The sequence below is a fragment of the Ignavibacteriales bacterium genome (genome assembly GCA_016700155.1).
In the GTDB taxonomy this organism is placed as follows: Bacteria; Bacteroidota; Ignavibacteria; order Ignavibacteriales; family Ignavibacteriaceae.
In genome coordinates this window covers 1,050,741-1,074,889 of sequence record CP065001.1, presented here as the reverse complement: position 1 = coordinate 1,074,889, position 24,149 = coordinate 1,050,741, and the positions used below count along the sequence as shown (strand labels likewise).

Annotated in this window: 17 protein-coding genes; 5 read left to right on the top strand and 12 right to left on the bottom strand. The window is 34.3% G+C overall.

Annotation, left to right across the window (positions count from 1 at the left end; all coding sequences use genetic code 11):
* Positions 1–9 precede the first annotated feature (9 nt).
* From IPM56_04485 to IPM56_04450, 8 genes are all read right to left on the bottom strand, one after another.
* Positions 10–1,794, bottom strand: a complete 1,785-nt coding sequence (locus IPM56_04485; protein ID QQS37218.1) for a beta-glucuronidase — start codon at positions 1,792–1,794, stop codon at positions 10–12.
* A gap of 191 nt (positions 1,795–1,985) precedes the next feature.
* On the bottom strand, positions 1,986–3,491 hold the full coding sequence (locus IPM56_04480; GenBank protein QQS37217.1) for a T9SS type A sorting domain-containing protein: 1,506 nt from the start codon (positions 3,489–3,491) through the stop codon (positions 1,986–1,988).
* Positions 3,492–3,561: 70 nt separating this feature from the next.
* A complete protein-coding gene (locus tag IPM56_04475; protein ID QQS37216.1) occupies positions 3,562–4,758 on the bottom strand; it encodes a hypothetical protein in 1,197 nt (398 codons plus the stop codon).
* 207 nt (positions 4,759–4,965) lie between these two features.
* The gene (locus IPM56_04470; protein ID QQS37215.1) at positions 4,966–9,042 is read right to left on the bottom strand and encodes a response regulator; all 4,077 of its coding nucleotides are present in this window, start codon (positions 9,040–9,042) and stop codon (positions 4,966–4,968) included.
* Between the two features lie 927 nt (positions 9,043–9,969).
* Positions 9,970–11,343: a ThiF family adenylyltransferase gene (locus tag IPM56_04465; GenBank protein ID QQS37214.1), complete on the bottom strand. Its 1,374-nt coding sequence runs from the start codon at positions 11,341–11,343 to the stop codon at positions 9,970–9,972.
* Positions 11,340–11,729, bottom strand: a complete 390-nt coding sequence (locus IPM56_04460) for a hypothetical protein (protein ID QQS37213.1) — start codon at positions 11,727–11,729, stop codon at positions 11,340–11,342. Before IPM56_04460 ends, IPM56_04465 begins: the two co-directional genes overlap by 4 nt.
* A 14-nt stretch (positions 11,730–11,743) precedes the next feature.
* A complete protein-coding gene (locus IPM56_04455; protein QQS37212.1) occupies positions 11,744–12,049 on the bottom strand; it encodes a multiubiquitin domain-containing protein in 306 nt (101 codons plus the stop codon).
* A 29-nt stretch (positions 12,050–12,078) separates the two neighbouring features.
* Positions 12,079–12,312: a DUF2188 domain-containing protein gene (locus IPM56_04450; protein ID QQS37211.1), complete on the bottom strand. Its 234-nt coding sequence runs from the start codon at positions 12,310–12,312 to the stop codon at positions 12,079–12,081.
* 133 nt (positions 12,313–12,445) lie between these two features.
* Here IPM56_04450 and IPM56_04445 point away from each other — a divergent pair, with 133 nt between their 5' ends.
* The 3 genes from IPM56_04445 (at position 12,446) to IPM56_04435 (ending at position 15,106) form a co-directional block, all read left to right on the top strand.
* A complete protein-coding gene (locus IPM56_04445) occupies positions 12,446–12,790 on the top strand; it encodes a helix-turn-helix transcriptional regulator (protein ID QQS37210.1) in 345 nt (114 codons plus the stop codon).
* Positions 12,787–13,347: an ImmA/IrrE family metallo-endopeptidase gene (locus IPM56_04440; GenBank protein ID QQS37209.1), complete on the top strand. Its 561-nt coding sequence runs from the start codon at positions 12,787–12,789 to the stop codon at positions 13,345–13,347. The genes IPM56_04445 and IPM56_04440 overlap by 4 nt, the downstream gene beginning before the upstream one ends.
* Before the next feature lie 232 nt (positions 13,348–13,579).
* Positions 13,580–15,106 carry a Fic family protein gene (locus IPM56_04435; protein ID QQS37208.1) on the top strand — a complete coding sequence of 509 codons (1,527 nt, stop codon included), beginning with the start codon at positions 13,580–13,582 and terminating at the stop codon, positions 15,104–15,106.
* A gap of 106 nt (positions 15,107–15,212) precedes the next feature.
* Here IPM56_04435 and IPM56_04430 read toward each other — a convergent pair whose 3' ends face one another.
* From IPM56_04430 to IPM56_04415, 4 genes are all read right to left on the bottom strand, one after another.
* Positions 15,213–16,124 (bottom strand): hypothetical protein, encoded by a 912-nt coding sequence (locus IPM56_04430; GenBank protein ID QQS37207.1) that lies wholly within the window; start codon positions 16,122–16,124, stop codon positions 15,213–15,215.
* Between the two features lie 121 nt (positions 16,125–16,245).
* A complete protein-coding gene (locus IPM56_04425; protein ID QQS37206.1) occupies positions 16,246–17,595 on the bottom strand; it encodes a hypothetical protein in 1,350 nt (449 codons plus the stop codon).
* A gap of 186 nt (positions 17,596–17,781) precedes the next feature.
* Complete coding sequence (locus IPM56_04420; protein QQS37205.1) at positions 17,782–19,425, bottom strand: hypothetical protein; 1,644 nt, start codon at positions 19,423–19,425, stop codon at positions 17,782–17,784.
* Positions 19,426–19,432: 7 nt separating this feature from the next.
* Positions 19,433–22,612, bottom strand: coding sequence for an SAM-dependent DNA methyltransferase (locus tag IPM56_04415; GenBank protein ID QQS37204.1), 3,180 nt, complete (start codon positions 22,610–22,612; stop codon positions 19,433–19,435).
* Between the two features lie 205 nt (positions 22,613–22,817).
* Between IPM56_04415 and IPM56_04410 the strand changes: the two genes are divergently transcribed.
* Positions 22,818–23,528: a hypothetical protein gene (locus IPM56_04410; protein ID QQS37203.1), complete on the top strand. Its 711-nt coding sequence runs from the start codon at positions 22,818–22,820 to the stop codon at positions 23,526–23,528.
* Complete coding sequence (locus tag IPM56_04405; GenBank protein QQS37202.1) at positions 23,528–24,127, top strand: hypothetical protein; 600 nt, start codon at positions 23,528–23,530, stop codon at positions 24,125–24,127. Before IPM56_04410 ends, IPM56_04405 begins: the two co-directional genes overlap by 1 nt.
* Positions 24,128–24,149: the final 22 nt, after the last annotated feature.

Here is a 24,149-nt window from a genome sequence, read left to right as displayed (position 1 = left end):
TTGAAGAGTTTATTCTTCATTCATTTTTGATTCGTAAAATTTTTTAAGAGTAAAGAAAGCAAGTTTTTTATTGCCGTCATTTGAAATCAAGCCCTTCCTGTTATAATAGTCCTGAATGCCGGGCAGCGGTCTGCGCGGCGAACGAAAATCATATAGTATCCAGGGACTCATACCTTTTATAAAATCAACATTTTTCAGCATACTTATCTGTTCACGATATATGGCATCCTGATATTCTTCTGTCCATCGTTCACCTTCATTACCATGATTGTTGTAAAGTGCGCCGCCGCCGAATTCAGAGATCACAAGTGGTTTTTGAAATTCACTCTTCCATGTAAAATCTTTCATATCATTTATTGAATATGAGTACCAGCCAAGGTATTCATTTGCACCAATCACATCAAGGTGTTGCGAAAGCGGATCATCGACAGTTATATTTTTTCCGTTATATGTAAGTTCCGTTGCTGCTGATATTAGCCTAGTCGGGTCAATATTCCTGGCTTCTTTAATCAGGCTTGATAAAAACGTCAGTCTTTTTTCAGAGCGCGGAGTTTCATTTGCTACTGACCAGATGATTATTGACGCACGGTTTTTATCCCTGTTAATCATCTCCGAAAGTTGCTGCGAAGCTAAACTATATGTCTCTTTGTTGTCCCAAAGTATAGTCCAGTAAACAGGTATTTCAGACCAGACCAACATTCCCAATTTATCTGCGAGTCTGATTATGTGTTCGTTATGCGGATAATGCGCAAGCCGAACAAAGTTGCATCCTAACTCCTTTGCACTTTTTAATAATTGTTCAGCATCATCAATAGAAACAGCTCTACCGGGATGCAGCGGTGATTCTTCATGAATAGATATCCCCCGCAGATACTGTGATTTTCCATTTAATAAAATTTCATTTCCGGCAACTTCAATTCTTCTAAAACCTATCTGATCATTCAGGGTTTCAAATGGAGTTTCAATTACAACATCGTACAGCTTTGGATTTTCTGGGGACCAAAGTTTTAAATTTGCCTTAAAGGAAAAGTTACAATACCCATCTTTATCAGCAGTAATATGATGTTCAATACCAGCTTCATTAATTTTTATAGTTACGTCCTGATTCGCTGATGAGCCTTCAAGTTTAACCCAACCTGAAATTTTATCCATACTGTTTTTTTCAAGTTGAATAAAATAATCCTGCACAAAAATTTCAGGAGTCGCAACAATGTTTACATCTCTTGTTATGCCGCCGTAGTTCCACCAATCTGTATTTAATGTTGGCACACCTTCACGAACTCTTTTATTATCAACTTTAACAACTACAAAGTTTTCATCTTCCTTCAACAAAGCAGTTATTTCAAAATTGAACGGAGTAAATCCGCCTGTGTGTTCACCTAACTTCTCACCATTCAAATAAACTTTAGCATTATAATTAACCGCACCAAAGTGAATGAAATATCTTTTTCTCTCAACAGGATGAATAGTGAAAGATTTTTTATACCAGATAGTTCCTTCGTAAAAGAAAAGATCACTGCGTTGTGTATTCCAGTCACCCGGAACTTTTAGAGTTGGTGATTTATCAAAGTCATACTCAACAAGATCAGACACGGATTTAGGTTTTTGATTTTTAAAATATCCGTTTGAACTCTCTTCGTACCTGTAGTTGTAAAAACCATTTTCATACGGATCGATGATGACAGACCAATCACCATTCAGGCTGATAGTATTCCTGTTATGTATATTGGTTATTAATTCCTGAGCAGAAAGTGAAGCTGAAAAAAGCAGAAGAAAAAACGTTATTTGTTTCATATAAATTTTTAATTATTCGTGGAATAAATTTAAGAAAATATATAGAGTGATGACGGGTTTGGTTAGATTCTTCGATTGGCTAAGAGTCAAATTGTAAAATTGAAAATATAGGTGAATAAATATAGATCGGCTCTAAAAATAAAAGGACGCATTGCTGCGCCCTTCCTCTTCTTCTTTCATATCGCCAGAAATTATCTGGCAAGAATCATTTTTTTAACTGAAATGAATTCCTTTCCATTAACACCTGCAGCGTCAATCCTATAAAAATAGACGCCGCTATTTAATGAACTGCCATCTAAAGACATTGTGTGGCTGCCGGAACTGTAATTCTTATTCGGTACTGACATTATTTCCTGACCAAGTATATCAAAGATCTTAAAGCTTACGATCGATTCAACTGCCAGATTGAAAATTATTTTTGTTGTTGGATTAAAAGGATTTGGATAATTTTGCTCAAGTGAGAATGTCGATGGTGAGGATACTTCAACTTCGACTACTTTCGAGTATTCAAATGTTCCGTCATAATCGATCTGTTTTAATCTGTATTTATACTTCCCTGTTGCTACCTCTCTATCTATATATGAATACGATTTACTTTCTATTGTTGTTCCATTTCCTTCTACAAATCCGATAGATTCAAAATCTTCATCATTACTTCTTTGAACTTCAAAACCCCGGTTATTTGTTTCTGATGAGGTAACCCAGTTCAGGTCTATTGTGTTGTTTTTGTTAGTCGCAGTGAATGATGTTAGTTCAACTGGTATTATATCGCTCAATGGTCGTCTCCATAAACCGTTTAGCGTTCCTGCAAAAATATAATTGCCTGAGATTTGAGGAGAACAAACGTGGGGACCGAAATTAAATCCTTCATTAAAGGGCACCCAACTTGATCCAATGTTAGTTAAATAGAAAACCCCACCATCGAATCCAAAAGTACCCGCAAAGAGATTTGAACCTGATACAGCAAATGTATAAACCTCTTTGTTTGTAAGTCCATTGTCAAATTGAATCCAATTTATACCGTTATCTGTTGAAAGAAAGACTCCGGAGCTATCCAAATAAGAACCTGCAAAAAGATTTCCCTCTGAAGTCATCGCCAGAGCATTGTATGTAGTATAGAGTAATCCTGAAATTGACGGTAACCAACTTGAGCCATTATCTGTAGAACGCCATACTTGACCTGCAGCATCTCCAGCAAAAAGATATTCACCCGAGGACAGAAGAGACAAAACATAATGTAATCCAGTTGAAATCCATGTATTACCATTGTTAGTTGAACGAAATACGCCACCCCAAAAAGCACCCGCATAAATATCACTACCTGATATAGCAAAGGAATAGATTTCAAATCCCGTCATTCCTTTATTAGCTTCGCTCCAATTTATAGTTTTAATTGAGGATCGAAACACACCAGTGTCGGTTCCCGCAAATATAGTTGTGTCAGAAATGACAAGAGAATAAACTTGATAATCGGACAATCCTGTGTTTACTGCGATCCAGTTGAGACCATCATCAGTAGAACGAAAAACTCCCGCACCCTCAGTTCCAGCAAAAAGAATCCTTTCTCCTGATTCGTTTGAATAACTTACAAATGACCGAACCGTTACATTAAATGGTATAATACCCTGTACTCGCATCCATTGGGCATTAATAGGAATTGCTAAATACCACCATGCGACAGCAAATAGTAAAATCATCGAAGTTTTGTTCTTAGGATTATTCCTCTTATGATATTTTATTGATACAAAACACTTTTCCTTTTCATCTTCAGCGAATAATCGTCACCGTATTTGTGTTATTTGGATCTTCGGGTAAGCTGTTAGTTGCTGCCAAATCAATCCATCTGCTGGTGCCATAAAGTTTTATTAATGCATGATTATCCGTTCCACCAAGTACAGGTGGTACTGAAATTGACCGACTGCCGAATCCTTGAAAATCAATATTCTGATTACCATATACCTTTGTATTCCAGAGACGCACAGTAACTGTATTGGAGAATGTTACATCTGGACCAAATGCGTCAGCACCAATTACTAATAATCCACCGGCATCTGTAATATCCGGATTGATCGGACCATTATTGTTAATGAACTTAGATCCGTGAGCTTCAAAGGTTGTGGAATTTGAAACAGATGTGCCGGCAAGAGCACTTCCCCCAATGATCAACCCGCCAAGTCCATTTCCTTCAAACTTGTCACCACGAGATGTTACTTCGACTATTCCGGATGTGCACCGGTTATTGTTTGCAATTATGCCAAAGTAGAAATCGTGTGCGTAGTTATTTCGGAGTTCTGCATATATTTGTCCTTGATTCGCACCATTGGTGTTTACGAGTCTGATTCCCTCCACTTTACCGAAGCACTCATTATCAAATATCTTTGCGTCAATTCGCCGCCCGATCATAGTTGCCCCAATGTTTCTGACGTCAATTCCCCGCAAGCTTCCTCCTGAAACAACATGTGCAACCTTAATTTCTGTTGTCGGAGTTCCAATCAGATCGGTTTCAATACCTCCTGCTGCAAAATCATTCCCCAGGATTGTAAGCCACTCGATAGAATTTTTACCGCGTCCGATTCGAATAGGTCCTGTGCGTCCAAATGAAGTAAGGAACGAAGCATTAGGCAAGCCCGATGCATCTATGACGACAGCTGAACGATTAAATAATACTCCATATAGCGACATGTCCTTCTGAAGTTCAAGTCGTCCGCTATTCAGGCGGGGATTGCCCGACGAATCATTTACTGAGAGCACATAGGTGCCTGGAGTTAGAAAAAGATACTTGCCCATGTTTGCAGGATTATTTACTGCATCATAAAGCTGCTCTACGTTGCACACCAGGATTATTTTTACACCGCCTTTTTGCAGTGTTTGGGTTACATTCGGTTCAACCGGAGTCTGGACTTCCTCACAGCCAATAAAAAATGCCAAAATAAAAAACGAACAAATGATTAAAGATTTTTTCATAGAAGCCTCTTCATAATTGTTAATCTATTTTTGATGGCTGCAAATAAACAAAACAAATGAGGGGGGTGTGTATGAGCTATGTAACTTTTAATATCAATTTTGTACCAACTGATATGACAGAATTAACATGAGCTATAACGAATGTTACCAGCTTTGAAAATCTTTAAATTTTGAAGTTTCGAGGAGAGAAATAATATGAGAAACGAATTATAATTTATTCTGCAAATTACTTGGTAAGTAACCAAATTCATCTTTAAAGCACTTTGTAAAATAAGCCGGACTTGAAAATCCAACTGAGTAAGCTATCTCAGATATATTGCCTTTTTGTTCTTCAATAAATTGTTTTGCCTTTTCCAGCCTTACAGATCTTAGAAAATGGCTCGCCGATTTTCCGGTTATTGCTTTAAGTTTTCTATGAAGCTGAATCCGACTCATGTTTAGCTCATTACTAAATTCTTCAATACTAAAATTTTCATCGGACAATTTTTTCTCTATCACAGCAATCACTCTTCTCATAAACTCTTCATCTAAATTATTTAATTTCTTTTCTACCTGCTTAACTGCATTATGAACACTACCATATTTTTCCTGTAATCTTTTTCTGATCGAAATTAAGTTATCAATCCTGACCTGCAACTCTTTTGCATCATATGGTTTTGTGAGGTAATCATCCGCACCTTGTTTTAATCCTTCAATTTTATCTGATTGTTCCGATTTTGCAGTTAGAAGAATTATGGGGATGTGACTGGTTTTTTCATTGTTCTTTAAAATCCTTGTTAGCTCATGACCATCCATCTTTGGCATCATCATATCTGAAATGATAAGATCGGGAATAATCTTTTCTGCTTTACTTACTCCCTGTTCGCCATTTATCGCTTCTTCAATTTGGTAACCTGGATCAAGAGAATCTTTAATGTACTCTCTCATATCATAATTGTCCTCAACGATTAAGATGATGGTTTTATCTTCACCGTCATTCTGAGTAACTCGCAGAGAATCTTCTTTTTTATTAGTCACGGTTGGGTTTTGAAGGGTGAGATTCTTCATCCCGATTACATCGGGATTCAGAATGACATCCGTTTTTATTTCTATTTCTTCAATGATCTCTTCATCTTTTAAATGATCTCTGCCCGCAGGAAAGTTTATTGTAAATTCTGTCCATTCTCCAATTTTACTTTCTACACTGATGCTTCCATGATGTAGCTCAACTAACTCTTTTGTTAAAGCTAAGCCAATGCCAGTGCCTTCATATTCCTTAGTCAGCGAACTATCTACCTGGTAAAACCTGTCAAATAGTTTTGGTATATCCTCCTGGGGAATACCTATTCCGGTGTCTTTTATTTTTATCTCGATGTATTCTTTCATCTTGTCATCCCGAACTCGTTTCGGAATCTCTTGACCAAAAGATGATGCTGAAATAAATTCACCATGACATTTCCTAACTGATACGGTGATCTTTCCTTCCTCCGGTGTGAACTTAAATGCGTTTGACAGAATGTTTGAGAGAATTTTGATCATCTTTTCTTTATCAAAATAAAGTTCGATATGATCTTTATCTGACTGCAGTTTTAATGTGATATCTTTTGATTCGGAAAGTGATTCAAATGATAAAGCAATTCCCTTAACAAAAGAGACTATATTTCCTTTCGATGCTTCCAGTTTAAGCTTGCCTGCTTCCAATCTGGAAAGATCTAATAATTGATTTACTAACTGAAGCAGTCGTTGTGCGTTTCTTTTAATAGTTCCAACATCTTTAACTATATCTTTTGAATTATTTGAAAGGATTTTCTCCACAGGTCCAAGAATTAATGTAAGAGGGGTTCTGAATTCGTGAGAAATATTTGCAAAGAATCTTGATTTAATTTTTTCTGTTTCTTCCTTTTCCTGCAGTACAGCCTGATTAACTTTTAACTGATTTTTATATGATATCCTGTTCATCTCATAACGTCTTAATGTATATAATGCAAAGATGAAACAACTAGCATAGAAAGAATACGCCCACCAGGTTTTCCACCATGGTGGAGAAATAAATATTGCTATTGAAGTGCCTGCTTCATTCCAGACTCCATCATTGTTTGATCCCTTTACTTTGAAAACATAACTACCGGGTTCAAGATTTGGGTATGTTGCAAACCTTCTTTTACCTGAATAGACCCATCCAGTATCAATTCCTTCCATCATATAAGCATATTGGTTTCGTTCCTGGCTCAGATAACTTAATGCAACAAATTCAAATGACAAAAAATTTTCATCGTATGAAAAATTAATTTCTTTTGCTATGGGAAGAGTTGTATCAAGTTTTTTTACAGCAGTAATTACAACGGGAGGTATAAAGGAGTTGATTCTGATACTATCAGGATGAAAACGGATGATACCGCCCGGATATCCAAAATACATTTCACCATTTTCAGTTTTACATCCATAAATATAGCTTAAACCGTTTTCTGGTACTCCATACGATACGTCATAATTCTGAAATTTGTTTGTCTTCGTATCAAATTTTGATATCGTCTTCATTGTAATCAGCCAGAGATCACCATTGCTATCAATAAGCATTGAAAAAATTAGCTCGTGCGGTAACCCATCCTTCTCAGTGTAATAAATAAGACTATCTTTTAATCTATCATATTTACACAATCCTTTTTCTGTGGCAATCCATAATAGATCTCTTTTATCAGGTACTATTTCAAAATAAGTGCGACCTTTGGTCCTATATGGATATTGAGATTGCGAAGAATAATTTTTGATAATAATGTTTTTTGCTGGATCAAAACAAAACAGACCACGTTCGAAAGTTGCGATCCATAAAACTCCCAAATCATCCATATAAAAATCTTTGATGTTACCATTAAGTTGTAAAACCTTTACAACACGATTTTGATTTGGTTCAATTTTATAAATCCCGCCTTCACCTTTTTTAGTTCCAAGCCAAATTCTACCTTCTGAATCTTTTAAAAAACATGAAATAGGTTTAGTAAATTCTTTTGGCGATGAACTATAAAAATTTGTTATACTTCCATTTGCATTGCGCTTGTAAATACCCCCAGAGGATTTACCTATCCATAAATCTCCCGATTTTTCTTCTTCGACCAAATAATCCGAGCCAAAGGAATATGATACAATCTTTTCATCTTCCGGATAAAATATTTTCCAACCCTCTGTTGTGCTTATCCAGATTTTATCGTTGCTTCCTTTTATGATTTGTGTAACACCTTCGACAGGATATTTTTTGAACGGCATCTTTACACGATTTATTTTATTAACTCCGCCTATGGATGTAGTCACCCAAATAGTACCGGATCGCTCTCTGTAAACCGATGAAATATAATTACTGCTTATGCTGCTGCGTTCCTCAGCATTATGAGCGTACCTGGAGATTATTAACTTAACTTTATCAATTGTATAAAGACCATTTTTACTAGTTCCAATCCAAAGTGTTCCATATTCGTCTTCACATATTGATGTGATTGAATTACTTTCTCCATTAAGATACCGGATAGAAGAAAATGTTTTAGGATCAAATTTTACCAGACCATTTTGTGTCCCCAACCAAAAAAAACCGGCCTTATCTTCAAAAACAGTATTCACATGATAATCAGATGAAAAGGAGCTATCCATTGAGTTAAACCAGAAATGTTCAAACTTTTCTGATGTTTTATTCAACCTGTAAAGGCCATTACTTGTACCGAACCAAAAGTAACCTGATATATCCTTTAATATTACATTTATGAATGGGTTGTTTGTATAATTGGAATTATTTTCATCAAGAGGAACTTTAATAAATCTGCCTGATAGTTTATTGAATTTGTGTAATCCATCAAGTGCCCCAATCCAGAGAATATTGTTGTCATCATCTTCATAAATTGATACTACATTATTTGTTAGTTTAGATTTCGGTTCATCTGGAGTTGGTTGGTAGTGAGCGAAGTTACCAGTTTTGTAATTAAATTTATCGAGTCCGTTTCGTGTACCTAACCAAATATATCCTTCTGAATCTTCGTATAATGTATTCACGATAGCATTATCAATACTATTAGTATCATCAGGATCGTTTTTATAATTAGTGAAATTGTGACCATCAAATTTTTCAAGACCGCTATGCGTACCAAACCACAGAAAGCCGGTGTCATCCTGGATCAATGAAGAAATATTAGTCTCATACATACCCTGGGCAATTGAGTAGTGCTCGAAGATAATTTTTTCTTGCTGAGCAAAAACCGAACCCTGTATTGAAAAAATTATCAGAAGACACAGCAATACAGAAGTATAAATATACCTTAGCATTTCAAGTTTTTATTATTCTTTTGGTGTTAAATATTTTATTAAAAAGATCGGTATAACCCTGACGAACGAAAATTGACTTTTTTCTGATTAAAAGCAAGAATCAAAAACCTGGTAAGTAAAATTTAAGAAACTTCGATTTTCAAAACTTATTAAACTTACTAAAGAGGGCTAGTATCCAAATGTATTTAAACAATCGTCAACATTTATTAGACGTGATTTCTACTACATCAGGTGTTATGGATTGGTTAACCAATCAGAAAATAAAAAAGCCCTAAAATTTTCAGGGCTGATTTGGCTCCGCAAACTTAAATCTCTTAGAACTTTCTTTTCTAACAATAAAGAGCTTTTTACCTATCAATATTGTGTTAAAATGTTGGCTGGGAAGTAACGTTCTCAGCCAAATCTTCATGCCATAAACCATTAGTTTTTGAGAACCTCTCCCGACGAATATTTCAACGAAGATAGAATGCAATAAAGCAATTCTTTTATCCATTATTTTCAGAATCTATAACACTTCCTTCTTCGCGTGTGCAGAATTTGAATAGAGATTCCAAGATCCATCCGTTAAAAAATTAATGAAACTTAACATTCACCCATTTAACAAGGCCCTTCTGAACCCAATAATGGCTTTTACATCCATAAATTCTATCAACTGAAGGATATAAGGAAACAGTCGAGTCTAAATGCTGTTTATAATTCCAACTTGGACGGACATCTGAAAGAAGATTTAATTTAATTATAGCTCCACAACCGCAAGGGCATTGCATGGCTGCTAACCAGATATAACCTTGATTACCAATTAGATATATAAAATCAGGGTGCAGTATTTCCGGTTCTTCTGTAACAGTAATAGATGCTTTTGGAATTGATTGATTTGTAAATAGACAATAGAGTTTACGAAACCAAAATAATAAGTTCATATTATACTCATTGACTTAATGATGGCATATTTAATAATGGAGTGATAGTACCTCTACCAACATATGGAGTTAAATTTTTACATGGTTCACCTTCTTCTTCTCTAATCATAGATGTCTCCATAAAATTAATTCTAATGACAGCAACATCGCTTGAATAACAAGAACGAAAAGGATGAATCCTTGATAGAAACTCATCCACTGCAAGGCTCGAGACAGTTGAATTTAAACTAATAACAGCAGGTGATTGTTCTTTAACATCTTCTATATAACCAGCTCTAAATTGATCAGCATATGCTTCCGGATCTGTTCGAAACAAATTTTCAGCAAGAATGCGTTTTTGATTAATTGCTTTTCTGCTCATAAGACTTGAACCACCAGGTTGAATATAATGAACTACACCACTTGCTTCACTTATCCCACCATTTCCATCAGACTTAAGATGAATACCTACATCAAAATATGGAATTATGTAAAAAGTAGAAATTCTGTTTAAGAGTTGTCTTCCTTCTGCTGTGTCAACACATCCAAAAATTATATCACACTCTGCAATTGCACTAACTGCTTGAGGATTAAAGATATTAACTGATAAAGGTAAAACATCAGTACCAAGACCAATCGATCTGATAGCATCTGATAGAGCTTCCACTTTTAACTTATTTATATCGTTTTTTTTAGAATTTGTTATTCTATTTAAATTTCTATCTTCAATTTTATCGTGATCAACAAGTACAATTTGTTTTACGCCTAAACGTACTAATTGCTCTAATACAATACTTCCAGTCCCGGAACAACCGATGATACCAATTCTAAGTTTAGACAATTTATCTATGGTACCTTTGCCGAACAGTTGCTTTTGAGAATCAAAAACAGGATTAAGTTCAGAGAAATCAGATGTTGAATCCCAAATGGAAATATTATCACCTGCTACAGAGATGGTCGTTAAAGGAAAATTCTGTGAATCATAAATCATTCTCCCAAGCATTCTGTCATCCGGTAGCACAATTACACTAGCGTGTGGTTTGCCGTCATCCAGCCAATTTGATATATCTCTAAAAGTTTCAGAGTCAGAAAAGTCATCGATGTCAGAAAATTTTTCATATCCGTTTAGATGGGAATGAAACTTAACGATTGCAAGATGTTTTTTCTTTGCTTCATCAAGATAAGGTTTAAGAATATTAGTTGGCCAAGTTACGTTAAGTGGACTGCGATTGCATAACGCATATGGAACAAGTATAACCTTATGCACAAGTAGCACCTCAATGTTATCAGTTTTATGTCTACCACAAATTGCAAAAGCAATAGCTTCATTATCATCACCAGGGAAAAGATGATCCCGAATTATATTATAATGTTTACCAGAAATCCTTATAGAATATTTCATCTTTTTTTAAACTCGCCATCAAGAAATGCTATAACAAAAAACAAATGCCTTTCTATATTATCAATGCCTGATTGCCAATCACTTGAATTAAGTCTATGTCTTGACCATTGTTGCCATACTTTGCCATCAATATTTAAACTAGACAATTGGTTGATAGTCTTTCCATCTGATCGTGCTAAAAAGGGATTGAAATAAGCCATATCAATTTGAACGTCAGGGTATGAATCAGGTATACGTAATGCAACATCCGTGATTGAATTATTATAACCAGCTGGTACAGCAAAGGATTTTATTATCAACCAACGGACATCGCCTTCTTTTATGGTTTCCCAATCATTATCTATCGAATCTAAGTAATCCCGATCATCTTCCGGTAGTTCGAACATCCGCCTCATTTACACTATCCTTCATTGTTTTCGATTTTCATAGTGGAGAAGCGCTCTACACCTTTGGCCGTGAGATCAACAATATCTTCAGGTTTAATAAGTTTAGTTTCTTTTTTATGAAAATGTTGATAAAGGTAAAAAGATTCTGGCGATTTATTTACTAAGTTTAGAATTTCAAGTCCAGATATGGTTTCATTAGAAATAGTAAATTTTTCTTTATCTACGCGAATTTTATATTTCTTCTTTTTAGGAACCTCTTTACCTTCTCGAGCATAAATTTCAATTTCAATTATGTCTGTGCTCTCAATATTAGTATCCATTTTATTTTCTCCTTATAAATTATTAATTATTAATTTTTGTCTTTGGGTGGATTAGGATCATTGCCGTGACTATCTGACTGTGAAATCCTTCCATTCTTGTTATGAATTAAAAATTCCGTTTTTTGATTCTGGCTGATCTTTCTACCAGCGTTTATAGCATCTGATTTATTATCTGAATGAAATGATGCTCTATCAGAACCGCCTTTTTTAACATCCCAACCACCGTTAGGGTTGTGGACTACGTGATGTGTTTTTCTACTCATTTTGAACTCCTTTTTTTTATATAATTGTATTGTTGCACATATTCTATATTTGTTGCACCAATGATACAGATTATTTTTATGTTTCGCAAGTAAAATTTTTGTATATTTAATGAGACAAAAAAAGGCGCACATTATGAGTAATACAATTAACACTCAAAAACTTTCTGAAATGGTCAAATCTAAGCGTAATAACAAAGGACTGAGAGAAGCTGCAACAGAGATTGGAGGAATTAGTGCATCAACTTTATCCAGAATTGAACAAGGGAAACTCCCTGATGTTGAAACTTTCTTAAAACTTTGTGATTGGCTTGAAGTCTCGGCAGAAAATTTTACAAAATCTCAGACTAAAACTGATCTCAAAAGTGAAAAGCAAATCATTGCTCATTTGAGAGCTGACAAGAACTTGAAACCAGAAACAGCTACCTCCTTAATTAAAATGATTGAATTAGCTTATAAAGTTGATAGGAAGAATCGTTGAGAAGAGGGTTTAAAAGTTGGGCGGAAAAAAAAGCTGTTGAACTGAGAAATGAACTTTCGATAGAATATTATGAGAAATTAACAGGATTAGATTTAGCAAAACATTTAGGTATTCAGTTAATAGAACCAAATAATATTCCTGGTCTATCCTTGGAAGATAAGACATTACTTCTCAATCATTATCACGATAGCTGGTCAGCAATAACGATAAAAAACTATTTAGATTCATATTTAATTATTTTCAATCCTACTCATTCTCCAAGACGAAGAGAGAGTGATTTGATGCACGAACTTGCGCATATAATTTGTGAACATAAAATGGAAAAGATCATCATTAGAAAAGATTTCCCTTTCCCTTTGCGAGATTATAATTCTGATCAAGAAGATGAAGCTAAATGGTTGGGAGGATGCCTACAGGTCCCCCGGCGTGCTTTGGTACAAATGATTTATAAAGGATTGGACATTAATGAATTATCTGATCATTTCGGTGCAAGTATGGATATGATAAATTATAGATTAAGGTTGACCGGAGTTGAAAAACAAATTAATCGGAGATAAAGCTAGATTACTCCAGACTGTGGTCTTTTTGTTGAAATTTGATCTATAATTAGAATTACTCGCAATACATTCTACAGTTACTTATCTACTCCTTTCTTTTATTTCTTAACTTGTTTTTATTTAGCAAATACAATATTTTAGCATAATAAACTATAAACCATACTTCATTATAAACTATAAATAATGAAGCATAAAAAACTATAAATTAAACGACATAATAAACTAAAATCTAATGGCAGCACCAAACGAAAAACTAGCTCAATCGCTTGAAGTGCTAAAGCAATTCCAGGATAAAGAGGGAATAGCAATAATTAAATCAGATGCACTCTCAAGAACCCATAGAGAACGATTGCTGAAAAATGGCTTTATAAAGGAGGTAATGAAAGGATGGTACATTTCAAATAATCCGCAGGAAAGAAAAGGTGAAAGTACTTCCTGGTATTCATCTTTCTGGAAATTTTGTTCTGTTTATCTGAATGATCGATTTAATAAGGATTGGTGTATTTCGCCTGAACAGTCAATACTATTGCATTGTGAAAACTGGACGATACCAAAGCAACTGCTGATTCGTTCCTCCAGAGCAAGCAATAATGTTACCAACCTTTTATTTGATACATCTCTTTTAGATGCAGTATTAGCAATGCCTGCAGAAAAAGATATAATTGAAAAGAATGGAATACGTATTTTCTCATTAACTTCTGCCTTGTTAGCGTGTACGCCAAATTTCTTTTTACAAAATTCAATAGATGCACGGACAGCATTGACCGCTGTAAAAGATGCCTCAGAAATATTGTCACCGCTTCTTGATGGCGGTAATAGTGTTATTGCAGGCAGGTTAGCAGGTGCATTTAGAAATATAGAAAGAGACCGCATTGCTGATGAAATTATTAAAGCTATGAAAGCAGCAGGACACGATGTTCGGGAAAATGACCCATTTGAGAACAAGCTTCAATATACATTTACAAGCCGCTCCACTTCACCATATGTAAACAGAATTAAATTGATGTGGCAGCAGATGCGTGAACCTGTGCTAAAACACTTTAGCAAACCACCAGGAATACCCACGAATAAAGAAGCCTATTTCAAGCTTGTTGATGATAATTATAAAACAGATGCATACCATTCATTATCTATTGAAGGTTACAGGGTTACATCAGAACTAATAGAACGTGTAATGGGTGGTAATTGGAACCCGAACGAGAATGAAAAAGATAAAGAACAGAAAAATGCTATGGCAGCCCGTGGATATTTTCTTGCTTTTGAAGCTGTTAAAAAAAGCATAGCAAAAATATTTGAGGGTGAAAATCCCGGGAAAGTAGCAGACGATGACCATGGCGATTGGTATAGAGAAATGTTCAGCCCATCTGTAACAGCAGGCTTATTACGTGCATCTGATCTCGCAGGCTACAGGAATTCACAGGTTTTCATTTCTAACTCAAATCATATTCCGATGAATTGTGACGGTGTCCGGGATGCGATGCCAGTATTATTTGAAATGCTGCAGGAGGAAAAAGAACCTGCTGTCCGGGCAGTGCTTGGACATTTTATTTTCGTTTATATTCATCCATATATAGATGGTAACGGAAGAATAGGTAGATTTCTTATGAATGTAATGCTGGCATCAGGAGGTTTCCCCTGGACTATTATTACTTTAGACAGACGAAACGACTATATGACTGCATTAGAAAAAGCCAGTGTTGAACAAAATATTAATGACTTTGCAAAATTTATTGCGGAGCTCGTTTCAGGAAAGAAATAATATGCACTTCGGTTGGAAGAGAAACTAGGAGGGATCAGTGTATTTCGATCATTGTAGTGGATGAGTTTATCGATTTAACAGATGCAAATAATACGAAATTCCACCGCTATACTTCCACTACTTCAACATTTGGTACTTTACCAGTTAAAACAAGTGACTTATAATTATCAGTTGCACGATAATGTGGCTTCTCTACGCTGATAATCAGTGTTTGAAATTTGAAGAATTTTGAAGTTAATTTACCAATTATAAAATCAAAATATTCTGTATCAATATCAAAAGAACTTTGTTCAATAATTAACAAACAAGGACTTTTCGTACACAAATGGTTACATAGATTTATTCCTAATTCAATTAATACTTTTTGTTGTTCGCTTCCTGACAAGCCATAATAATTTTGATATGATCGTGATTTATTTAGTTTAACTAATAATCTACTTTTGGATTCACCTGTCTGAATTTTTAAGCCTTGTATAGAAAAGTTTATGTTGGAATTAAATTGTTCAACTAGTTTGCATAAATACGAATCTGTTATCTTCAATTGTTTAGCAAGAATAGAAATAGCAGTCATTTCATCATCTTGAATCCTTTCATTTTTCAAAAAGACAAATTTGAATGGTACTGGGCTCGTAAAACTCTTTGTGCTTTCATAATTATAATTCACACCATCTTTATCAATCGTTATCCGAACCTGAGAAATTTTGGAGCCTTTGACATTAATTAAAAAGTTTATTGGTAAAGTAGATTCCAATTCAAACCATCTCTGAATATTAGTATCGCCCTCTAATGTTGAAATCCACTCAGACAGAGCAGACTTACCAGATGAATTTGGGCCATAAAGATAATTTACTTTTTCTAATGTGAATGAGGATCCATTTTTAAAAAATGGGGTTGATTCAAGCTCAATCTTGGAAATAGAAGTAATCTTGTTTTTAGATCTCAAGTAAATTTTACTAACCCAGGCAATTATAGTTGCTGCGATTAAGCTACTTAATATTCCAATTAGTAATGCTTGCATTTATAAATGTAAAATCTAGAGTTCTTAAAAAATTAAATTTAGATATTGTAATTGCTTTCTAGTTTAGAATAATGGTTGCTCATTAGTTCCCATTATATTTTTAGCAATTTAGTTAAGACTATTAATAATTTTGCGTTACTTTTTCAAACTTCCATCCGGATATTCCTTCAACTCCGTTCATTAAATAATTACTTGGAGTTTCAGAGAATGTATTCACTGTCTCAGACGTTTTTTCAATTATTTCCTCTTGATGTTCAGTAGATAATTTTTCCCACCAACTTGGAGCAATTGCATGGTTTTCACTTGTAATTGCTAGACGAAAAAGAAAATCCTCAACTGAATGCGTTTGATAAGCACTAGTAGCTAATGATTTGATATATTCTATAGAAACTTCCGAACTTGATTCATGCCAGGCAAATAAAAAGCCCCAACCAGAATTAATTGGCGCAGAACAAAATGTAATCATTTCCAGAATAGAACTATGATCGCTTAAATCTTGTAATTGTCTGCCTAAAAAATCATAATCAGGAAATATCCCTCCTGAAAAAGCAATGTTGGGTGATTGATCAGAAATAAAAAGAACATATCTAATATTATCAAAATGTCCAGTTCTTAATGATTCATCAAATTTTATTTTATGAATACATAAATTTTTTAATCCAAATCTTGTCCCCAATAACATACTTTTTAATGATTCGTTTACAACGCTAAGATTAGTTCCTGATTTCAATTGACTTTCATAAACCTTCAATGCAATTTCTTTATTGTATAATTCTTTACACAAGGAGCGATATGCATATAAGAAAGCTTGTTGATCAGTCGGAATTAATTCTTGCGTATCAATGAATTTGAAAAGTTCATTATCGTGTTTTTCACAAAATCCACGAAAGATTGAAAAAACACCAATACCTGTCCTACTATAACTTAGTTTTCCTTTATTTTTTGTTAAGTTACTAAAACTGCTATCCAGAGTATAAACTTGACCATCTTTTTGAATTTTAACAAGCATTTGCTTTTTTTGAATAGAGTGTGCATTACTTAATTTTTGATCACATTCAATTCCCGCATTAAAATGTAAACATTTTCCAGCTTTTTTGCTTTTCTTAATTTGTTTTAAATATTTCTCCAAATCAAATTTCAAAGAGGAATTTAAAATAACTGGTTCAAATGATGATTTTCCATCTCTAGCCCAAGATACATAGACAAATGCCATCCCCTCTTTTTGGGCTTTATCAAAATTTTCTAATCCCATTTCCTTGTCATTAAAATTTTCACGTGTAACTAATGTTGGATAAGCTTCGACTTCTTCTATTTTCCAATCATATTTTTTTACATAAAATACTGCTTTCCTATATGCTGCACTATCGGATAATTCTTTTATCCAACAATGTGCATATGCACCTTGCAAATCGCTGAACTTTTCATTATTAAGCGTTGGTATAACCTTGATTTTAAGGTAATAGATATTCACTTTTCTTTATAAAATAATCTTAGTTATATGTCCATTTTTCTCTGAGAAAGTTTTATCTTCTCTTCTGTAAGTTTTTAAAGCTAGAGATGACCTGTGTTATATAATTATCGAGTGTTTCACATCTCCAATTAATGTAGATATTGATTTCCTCATTTTTGGCTAGGATAGTCAAAATATTTGTTTTCTTTATTCAATTTTCAGATTATCAGGAATCTCTCGAATGAACATTGGGAATAATTTACCCTCATATTTTTTTTCATTTAATCTCTCTTCCCAATCAATCATTAAAACCAAGTAAAATATAGCGGATTTAACTATTGTTAAAAGTTCAACTAAAAGGTCACGAAATTCTCTGGGTGTTAGCATTTCTGCAGCATCATTTTTTGTATCAGATTCTGTAACTCTTCTTGGAATAGCATAAATGTGCAATGATTTAAATCTATGTTCGAATGAATTTCTTAGATCTGCTAATTTTTGAAAATAGCCGTTTCTAAAATCATTAGCTAAGTCTAGGATTGCAGATTTATAAGGATTTTGTATGGGATATAATTTATTAAAAACGTTATCAGAATAAAGAGGAGATAATTTATAGAAGTAAATTGATTTTTCATTTAGGCCGAGGTTAAGATAATCATTAAATATATATGCTATTTTATCAAGAATACTGTATGAAATTCTGAAAGAAGTTCTTGCTTGTTCCAAATAAATATTAAATACTGAATAGTCTAATGTGTCAAGAAGTACTACACCTTCATCAATAAACTTCAAGCTTTTATCTTGGTAGAAAGATTGTGCGGCTAAATAACGCGCTAAAACGAATTCCTGTTTTATTTGGTTAAAATAATTTGTGATTTTATAAAACCTATTATCCTCCTCACCTTTATTCACTATCATTCTTTTTATCGTTAATGGATCGTATAAAGCAGCTTCACATTTATGGTTATTAGAGATTGGATTAAGAAAAAGATTATTTGTATTACAAAAATTTTTATAAAATGTCTCAAACGATCCCACTTTATCATTTAAGACATTTTCACAGCTTATATCTTCGCCTAAATCTCCAACTTCTGGAAATATTTCCTTTATTTGTTCTTGTACATTTTTAAAATATCTTCTCGGCCCTTCCTCCAAACCAATTTTCAGTGCTTTCTCAATGTTGAAATAAGCTTCGTGTAGAAAAATTCCACTGGCTTCCCCACTTAATACTGTTGCAAATAAACTTTGCACATATCCCTTATTTGCTAAAGCCATCGAGAAATTGGAGTCAATTGATAACGCTTTATTATAATAATTTAGAGATTCAAGAACCCTACCTAAACGACCGTTTAACAAGTTCGCATAATTAGTAAGAATTGGTAAAATTAAATTATTGTTACTTGAAATCTGATCTAAAATAGTACGGTATAAATTTTTAGATTCTTCTGTATTTTTATCACCAACCCAATAATGATGATTAGAAGTATGTTGTTTAATCTTTATCTTTCCCTCAAGACCATTTGCTAAATTATAGGCAAAATTAGCGTAAAGCTTGTTTTCATTTGTAACCCGATTGAATAAATTTTTGGTATAAAATATTCCTTCATCAAGTAACTTTTCATCCTTGATCATACTCCCGCAGTCAATTAAAAAACCACCATAATTAAATATTGTTTTCAAAAAATAATCTGTTTTCTTGTCCCCTTCTTTAATTAACTCAATATTTTTAACTTCTTCAAAATATTTCTCAACTATTGGTTTTAGCAGAAATACATCTTTTAACGCACCCATAAAATCAGCATTTTTTATTGCAAGGTCGATTCGTGAAAAAATTGTATTCAAATTTTCTGACATATGATTCTTAGCCCACCACCTTCTTCACCAACTTATCTATCTCCTTCATCTCCTCTGTAAGGTATTTTTTTATGTCGAGACGGAGTTTGCCGAGTCGTGTTGCGGTTAATTCTTTTTGTGGTGGATTGTCTTGTAAATATTTTGCAGCTTTTTGGTGAGCCTTCTCACTTAACTCTGCAAGCTGCAGGTGTATATCATTGCCTTCATCAAACTTAGGAAAGTAAATGTCGAGTATCTTTTTATGAACATCCCTTGGACCATATAAACCTTTGGATTGAAAGTCTTTCATCATTTTGTTGGGAATGGAAGAATTCAGAATAGAAGAAATGTAAAATGCCTCATTTGGGTTTTCAGTTGCAAACCAATAATTCTTGTGATCAATTGTAAACTCAAAATCCAATTTACTTCTATCTAAAACAACACAACTTGCATCCTTCCCCGATGTATTATACAAAACTATAAAAGGATAATTAAGATTTTGTTCTGTTAATTTATTCTGCCAGTTCAGATAATCTTCACTTGAAATATTTTTATTCTTTTCAGTTCTAAGAAGTTGCCAGGTATTCTCAATATTACTAAACCACTTGGAAGCATTCAAATAACCTCCCTGCATTAAATCATTAGCAGACTGTAGTTTGATTTCCTTTCCCCCTCCATTATTCTTTTCAATTAAAACAGGCAGAACAACCAAATCAGGTTTATACATTGTAAACGGTAATATACTTTTTGCCAGTGCAGTTCTGAAGATAAATTTGCTTTCAATTCGTCCAGTAAACTCCAATCCTTTCCACGGTTTTTTTGCATCTTTCTTAAGGGAATCGGCAGTTTTAATGTTTATTATCCTGTCTTTGAAATCCCGCGGGACATCTTGTGTCAGTTCAATAAAATAAAAACATCTGGGGACTATTGTAGCTCCCTGTCGAAAGTGTTTCTTATAAGGATTTTCACTTTGTTGCTTTTTGCTTTTTCTCGCTGAGATTGCAGAAGCTTTCCCCTGTTTTGCGTAATACCATTTAACAGCATCTTCAGTAATGTTTTCCCTAGCAGTTAATAAATTGCAGTTATGTTCGGTCAACTTTCCGCTAAAAATATTTCCGTGCAAACCAGAGAAAGGAACTTTCTTTTTCTCATACTTCTCTGCAAAGAAAACAGAACTTGGAATTCTGAACAAAGGTGAAACATCTTTCAAATCCCATATCTGCTTTAGCTTAAAACCAATAGCCTTTCCGCTTCTTGTATTATCGTGGTGATCGGCACTGAAGAAACTTCTCGGCAAAACAAAAACAATCTGTCCTTTGTCATTCAAAAAGTAGCTGCTGCAGTAAGCTAAAAATATAGCAGCAATTTCAAGATGAGGAAAGTTTGCAACTTTAACCGGCTTTACTTCATACTTATCAGCAAGTGCATTCAGTATATTCTGGTAATCTTCATTCCTAATTGAGCTGTAAGTAAACCAGGGTGGGTTGCCGATAACATAATCAAACTTGCCTGCAAGGAAATAAGGTTTGTAAAGGTTCTGCACAATAAACTTCCAGATGCTGTCTCTCCCCTTTTCTTTAACTGCTTTTAATCCCGTATAAATCTTATAAAAGCTTTCGATTACTTGCTTATTTGCTCCGGATTTATTTCCGTTCTTTGCAAAATGCTTTCTGAAAATATTTTCAAATACTTCCTCGTTCTCTTTCTTCTTACCCATAGTCTGCTCAGCAAGTTCATCGCAAATTCCGAGTGCTTCATCAAACAGCTTGACATCTTCAAGTATCTGTGTGGTTAGATGATACTTTTCTTTATCTATGTTCAAAAGAAATTCATTGCCGAAGAGATTTTGCACTCCCTCAGGTGCAAGAAGTGTGTTTGCAAGAATTATGTTAAGGAAAACAGGTTTCTTTGCATTTATAATCTCTTTTCCGAGGGCAAGCAGCAGAGTTGTTTTGGCTATCTGAACACTAAGCGGGTGAATATCAATTCCATAAATCTGCTCGTTTAATTCTTCAACTGTCGCACCAGGATTAAGCTCTTTAATCCTGTGAATAGCTGCTCTTAAAAATGAACCACTGCCGCAAGCCGGATCGAGGATTTTATCTTTTTGTGTAAAATCAAATTCTTTAACAATTCGTTCGCACAACCAATCGGGCGTATAGTATTCACCAAGTGAGTGTCTTGTGTCTAAATCGATTAACTCCTGGTACACACCTTTAAGTACGTCTTCATCAACTTTGTCAAAATCGAAAGCCGAGATTTCCTGTGCAATTAAACGGAATACTTTTTTGAGGTTCTTGAAGTTTCTATCACTAACAACCCAATGATAAAAATCATTATCAACAAAGTTTCTGATGTTGTATTTGTGGAATACACTTCCATCAAGAATTGCTTTTAATTCTTTGTCATCAATGTAATCATCATTGGAAACAACGCTGTAAGCAAGCATCTTTGAAAACACACTAAGGTAAGTGTGGATTAAGAAAATGCTGTCTCTGCCATCAAAGGAACCATAAGCAACGCTTAAGAATTTGTTCCATTGTTCATAAGAAACCTGGACTTCTCCAAATTTCTTTGCTTCTTTAAACCAATGGTTTAATACCTGGTAAGATTCAATAAATACATTACTTTGATAGCCAAATGCTTCCTCAATTCGTTTTAATGTAGCTCGTTGTTTTTCTTCTTTGAATAAAAACCTATCGATCCAATAATAAAAATCTTCAGCATTCTTTTCATTCAAAACAAATGAGGCACTTTTAACTTCATCAAGTTTAAGTTCATCCTCTTTAAGTTCTTTCAGTTTATCAATACATTCAACGGCAGGTGCATATACTTTCCAGGTAATAAAATCAGATGCTATTAAAGTAAAGTTATAACCTTCGCCCGAATTGAATTGTCCTAACAGGTAACCTGCTAGTTGTTCTTTAGCGTGAGTTAAAGTTTGTTTAATATCATTCTCAAATTCAATAATGATTTTGTTGTAAAGAGTGTCAGCACTTCCTTTATGCAGCTTATCTTTTCGTGGAATGTTAAGAATTGTTTTTTCAGACCCAAGAGAAATTTTATCAACCAATTTTAGAATGTCTTTATCATCAGCGTAAAGCCTGTTTAACAGATCCTTAAAAGCTTCTTTCTTTGTGTGCTCTTTGTTAGCCTGCTTTACTTTATGAAAGTATTCTTTGATAAGAATGGATTTTGTGTCAGTCATTAAGTAATTCTTGGTTATAATTTTTTAATTCTTAATTGAATGTGCCCACCAACTCAAAGCCTGCGGAATAAAGGAGAGATTGTCATCGTATAGCTGATTATAAAACAACGCGGTTAAAAATAAGGAAAGTAAAAATGTAAGTCTAACATTTTCACAATACTTTTTGGAATAAGAATAGTAATATTAACTAATTAGGAGTGTTACTATGTCTTCTTTCACCTTGGGTTGCGATCCTGAACTAATTCTTCATCGTAACGGTCAGTTTGTCCCTGCTCATAATTTTTTCAAATCTAATTCAAGCTTTGGTCTAGATGGTTGCGAAAGCACAGCAGAAATCCGTCCAGGTTTTTCTGAATCACCGGTTGATCTAACTTCAAAGATTTATCAGATACTGGATTACGGTCATGACAAAGCACCTGATCTTGAGTTCATTTCGGGTCATTATGTGAGTGACTACGCTATTGGAGGTCACACACATTTTTCTATCGATCCAATTCCTGAAATTATAGAAGGATTGGATATTGTTCTTGGTTCACTAAGTAATTGCATCGATGATAAAATTCAGAGACAAAAAAGAGAACGCAGTGGTTATGGTAAGAAAGGAGCTTACAGAAGAAAGAGTTACGGTTTTGAATATCGTACGCCTGGTTCGTTCTTGCTTTCGCCTTCAATTACGCTTGTTCATCTCACTCTTGCTAAACTTGCAGTTGTTGGAGTTCTTGAGGATAAGGTTGATTTCAATGAACTGAAGAACAGACAACATTCTTGCACATTTCTTAAATCACTCAAGTATTCACTTCATACAATTCCTGATGATTGCAGAGAAGGTCTTAAAGAACTTGATACTCTTCTTGGCAAAAGACTTAACTGGAATCAGGACATCTTACCTAACTGGGGATTAAGGAGGGCTGCATAATGCATTGTCATAATTGTGATGATGAACTTAGAGATGATCAGGTCCGTTGGGCTTTTGAAGAACCTTACTGCGAAGATTGTTTTGATAATATGTTCAACTATTGCTGCAGGTGTGATTCTGTTATTTATAGAGAGAACGCTCATTACAATGATGATGGAGATCCTTATTGCTCAGACTGTTTCCAGGAAGATTACGATGATGACTGTCCCGATAATCCTGATGTTACTGATTCCGACAGAGAACACGTAATAAAACTATCTCGAAGCTGGCTTCAGGGAAAAGTTGAAACGAGAAGACCGATATTCATAAATGATAAAGATATTCTGCTTCGAACAATTAAGGATAAAGTCGGTTTGGTAGATAATCCGATTTATGTATTCGGACTTATCGAAAGAGATGAATATCAACTATCAGCAAGCAGTGATCTATTTGACAGAGTACAGAGTTATGTCCTCTTAAATGATCTCAAAGTAATTGTTGTATCCAGTCCTGGATGTAACAGACTTGGAATATCATTAACACTTCGTAGGAATAACCAGCAGCAAATCATTGAACTGATAAAGCTGATCACTACGGTTCAGGAACTCGTTACAGGATAGCCCACCAACTACTTACTACCTA

Bases quoted from the DNA above. Each gene is read 5' to 3' on its own strand.
- IPM56_04485 (QQS37218.1), bottom strand. From the start codon at position 1,794: ATGAAACAAATAACGTTTTTTCTTCTGCTTTTTTCAGCTTCACTTTCT.
- IPM56_04480 (QQS37217.1), bottom strand. From the start codon at position 3,491: ATGATTTTACTATTTGCTGTCGCATGGTGGTATTTAGCAATTCCTATT.
- IPM56_04475 (QQS37216.1), bottom strand. From the start codon at position 4,758: ATGAAAAAATCTTTAATCATTTGTTCGTTTTTTATTTTGGCATTTTTT.
- IPM56_04470 (QQS37215.1), bottom strand. From the start codon at position 9,042: ATGCTAAGGTATATTTATACTTCTGTATTGCTGTGTCTTCTGATAATT.
- IPM56_04465 (QQS37214.1), bottom strand. From the start codon at position 11,343: ATGAAATATTCTATAAGGATTTCTGGTAAACATTATAATATAATTCGG.
- IPM56_04460 (QQS37213.1), bottom strand. From the start codon at position 11,729: ATGTTCGAACTACCGGAAGATGATCGGGATTACTTAGATTCGATAGAT.
- IPM56_04455 (QQS37212.1), bottom strand. From the start codon at position 12,049: ATGGATACTAATATTGAGAGCACAGACATAATTGAAATTGAAATTTAT.
- IPM56_04450 (QQS37211.1), bottom strand. From the start codon at position 12,312: ATGAGTAGAAAAACACATCACGTAGTCCACAACCCTAACGGTGGTTGG.
- IPM56_04445 (QQS37210.1), top strand. From the start codon at position 12,446: ATGAGTAATACAATTAACACTCAAAAACTTTCTGAAATGGTCAAATCT.
- IPM56_04435 (QQS37208.1), top strand. From the start codon at position 13,580: ATGGCAGCACCAAACGAAAAACTAGCTCAATCGCTTGAAGTGCTAAAG.
- IPM56_04430 (QQS37207.1), bottom strand. From the start codon at position 16,124: ATGCAAGCATTACTAATTGGAATATTAAGTAGCTTAATCGCAGCAACT.
- IPM56_04420 (QQS37205.1), bottom strand. From the start codon at position 19,425: ATGTCAGAAAATTTGAATACAATTTTTTCACGAATCGACCTTGCAATA.
- IPM56_04415 (QQS37204.1), bottom strand. From the start codon at position 22,612: ATGACTGACACAAAATCCATTCTTATCAAAGAATACTTTCATAAAGTA.
- IPM56_04410 (QQS37203.1), top strand. From the start codon at position 22,818: ATGTCTTCTTTCACCTTGGGTTGCGATCCTGAACTAATTCTTCATCGT.
- IPM56_04405 (QQS37202.1), top strand. From the start codon at position 23,528: ATGCATTGTCATAATTGTGATGATGAACTTAGAGATGATCAGGTCCGT.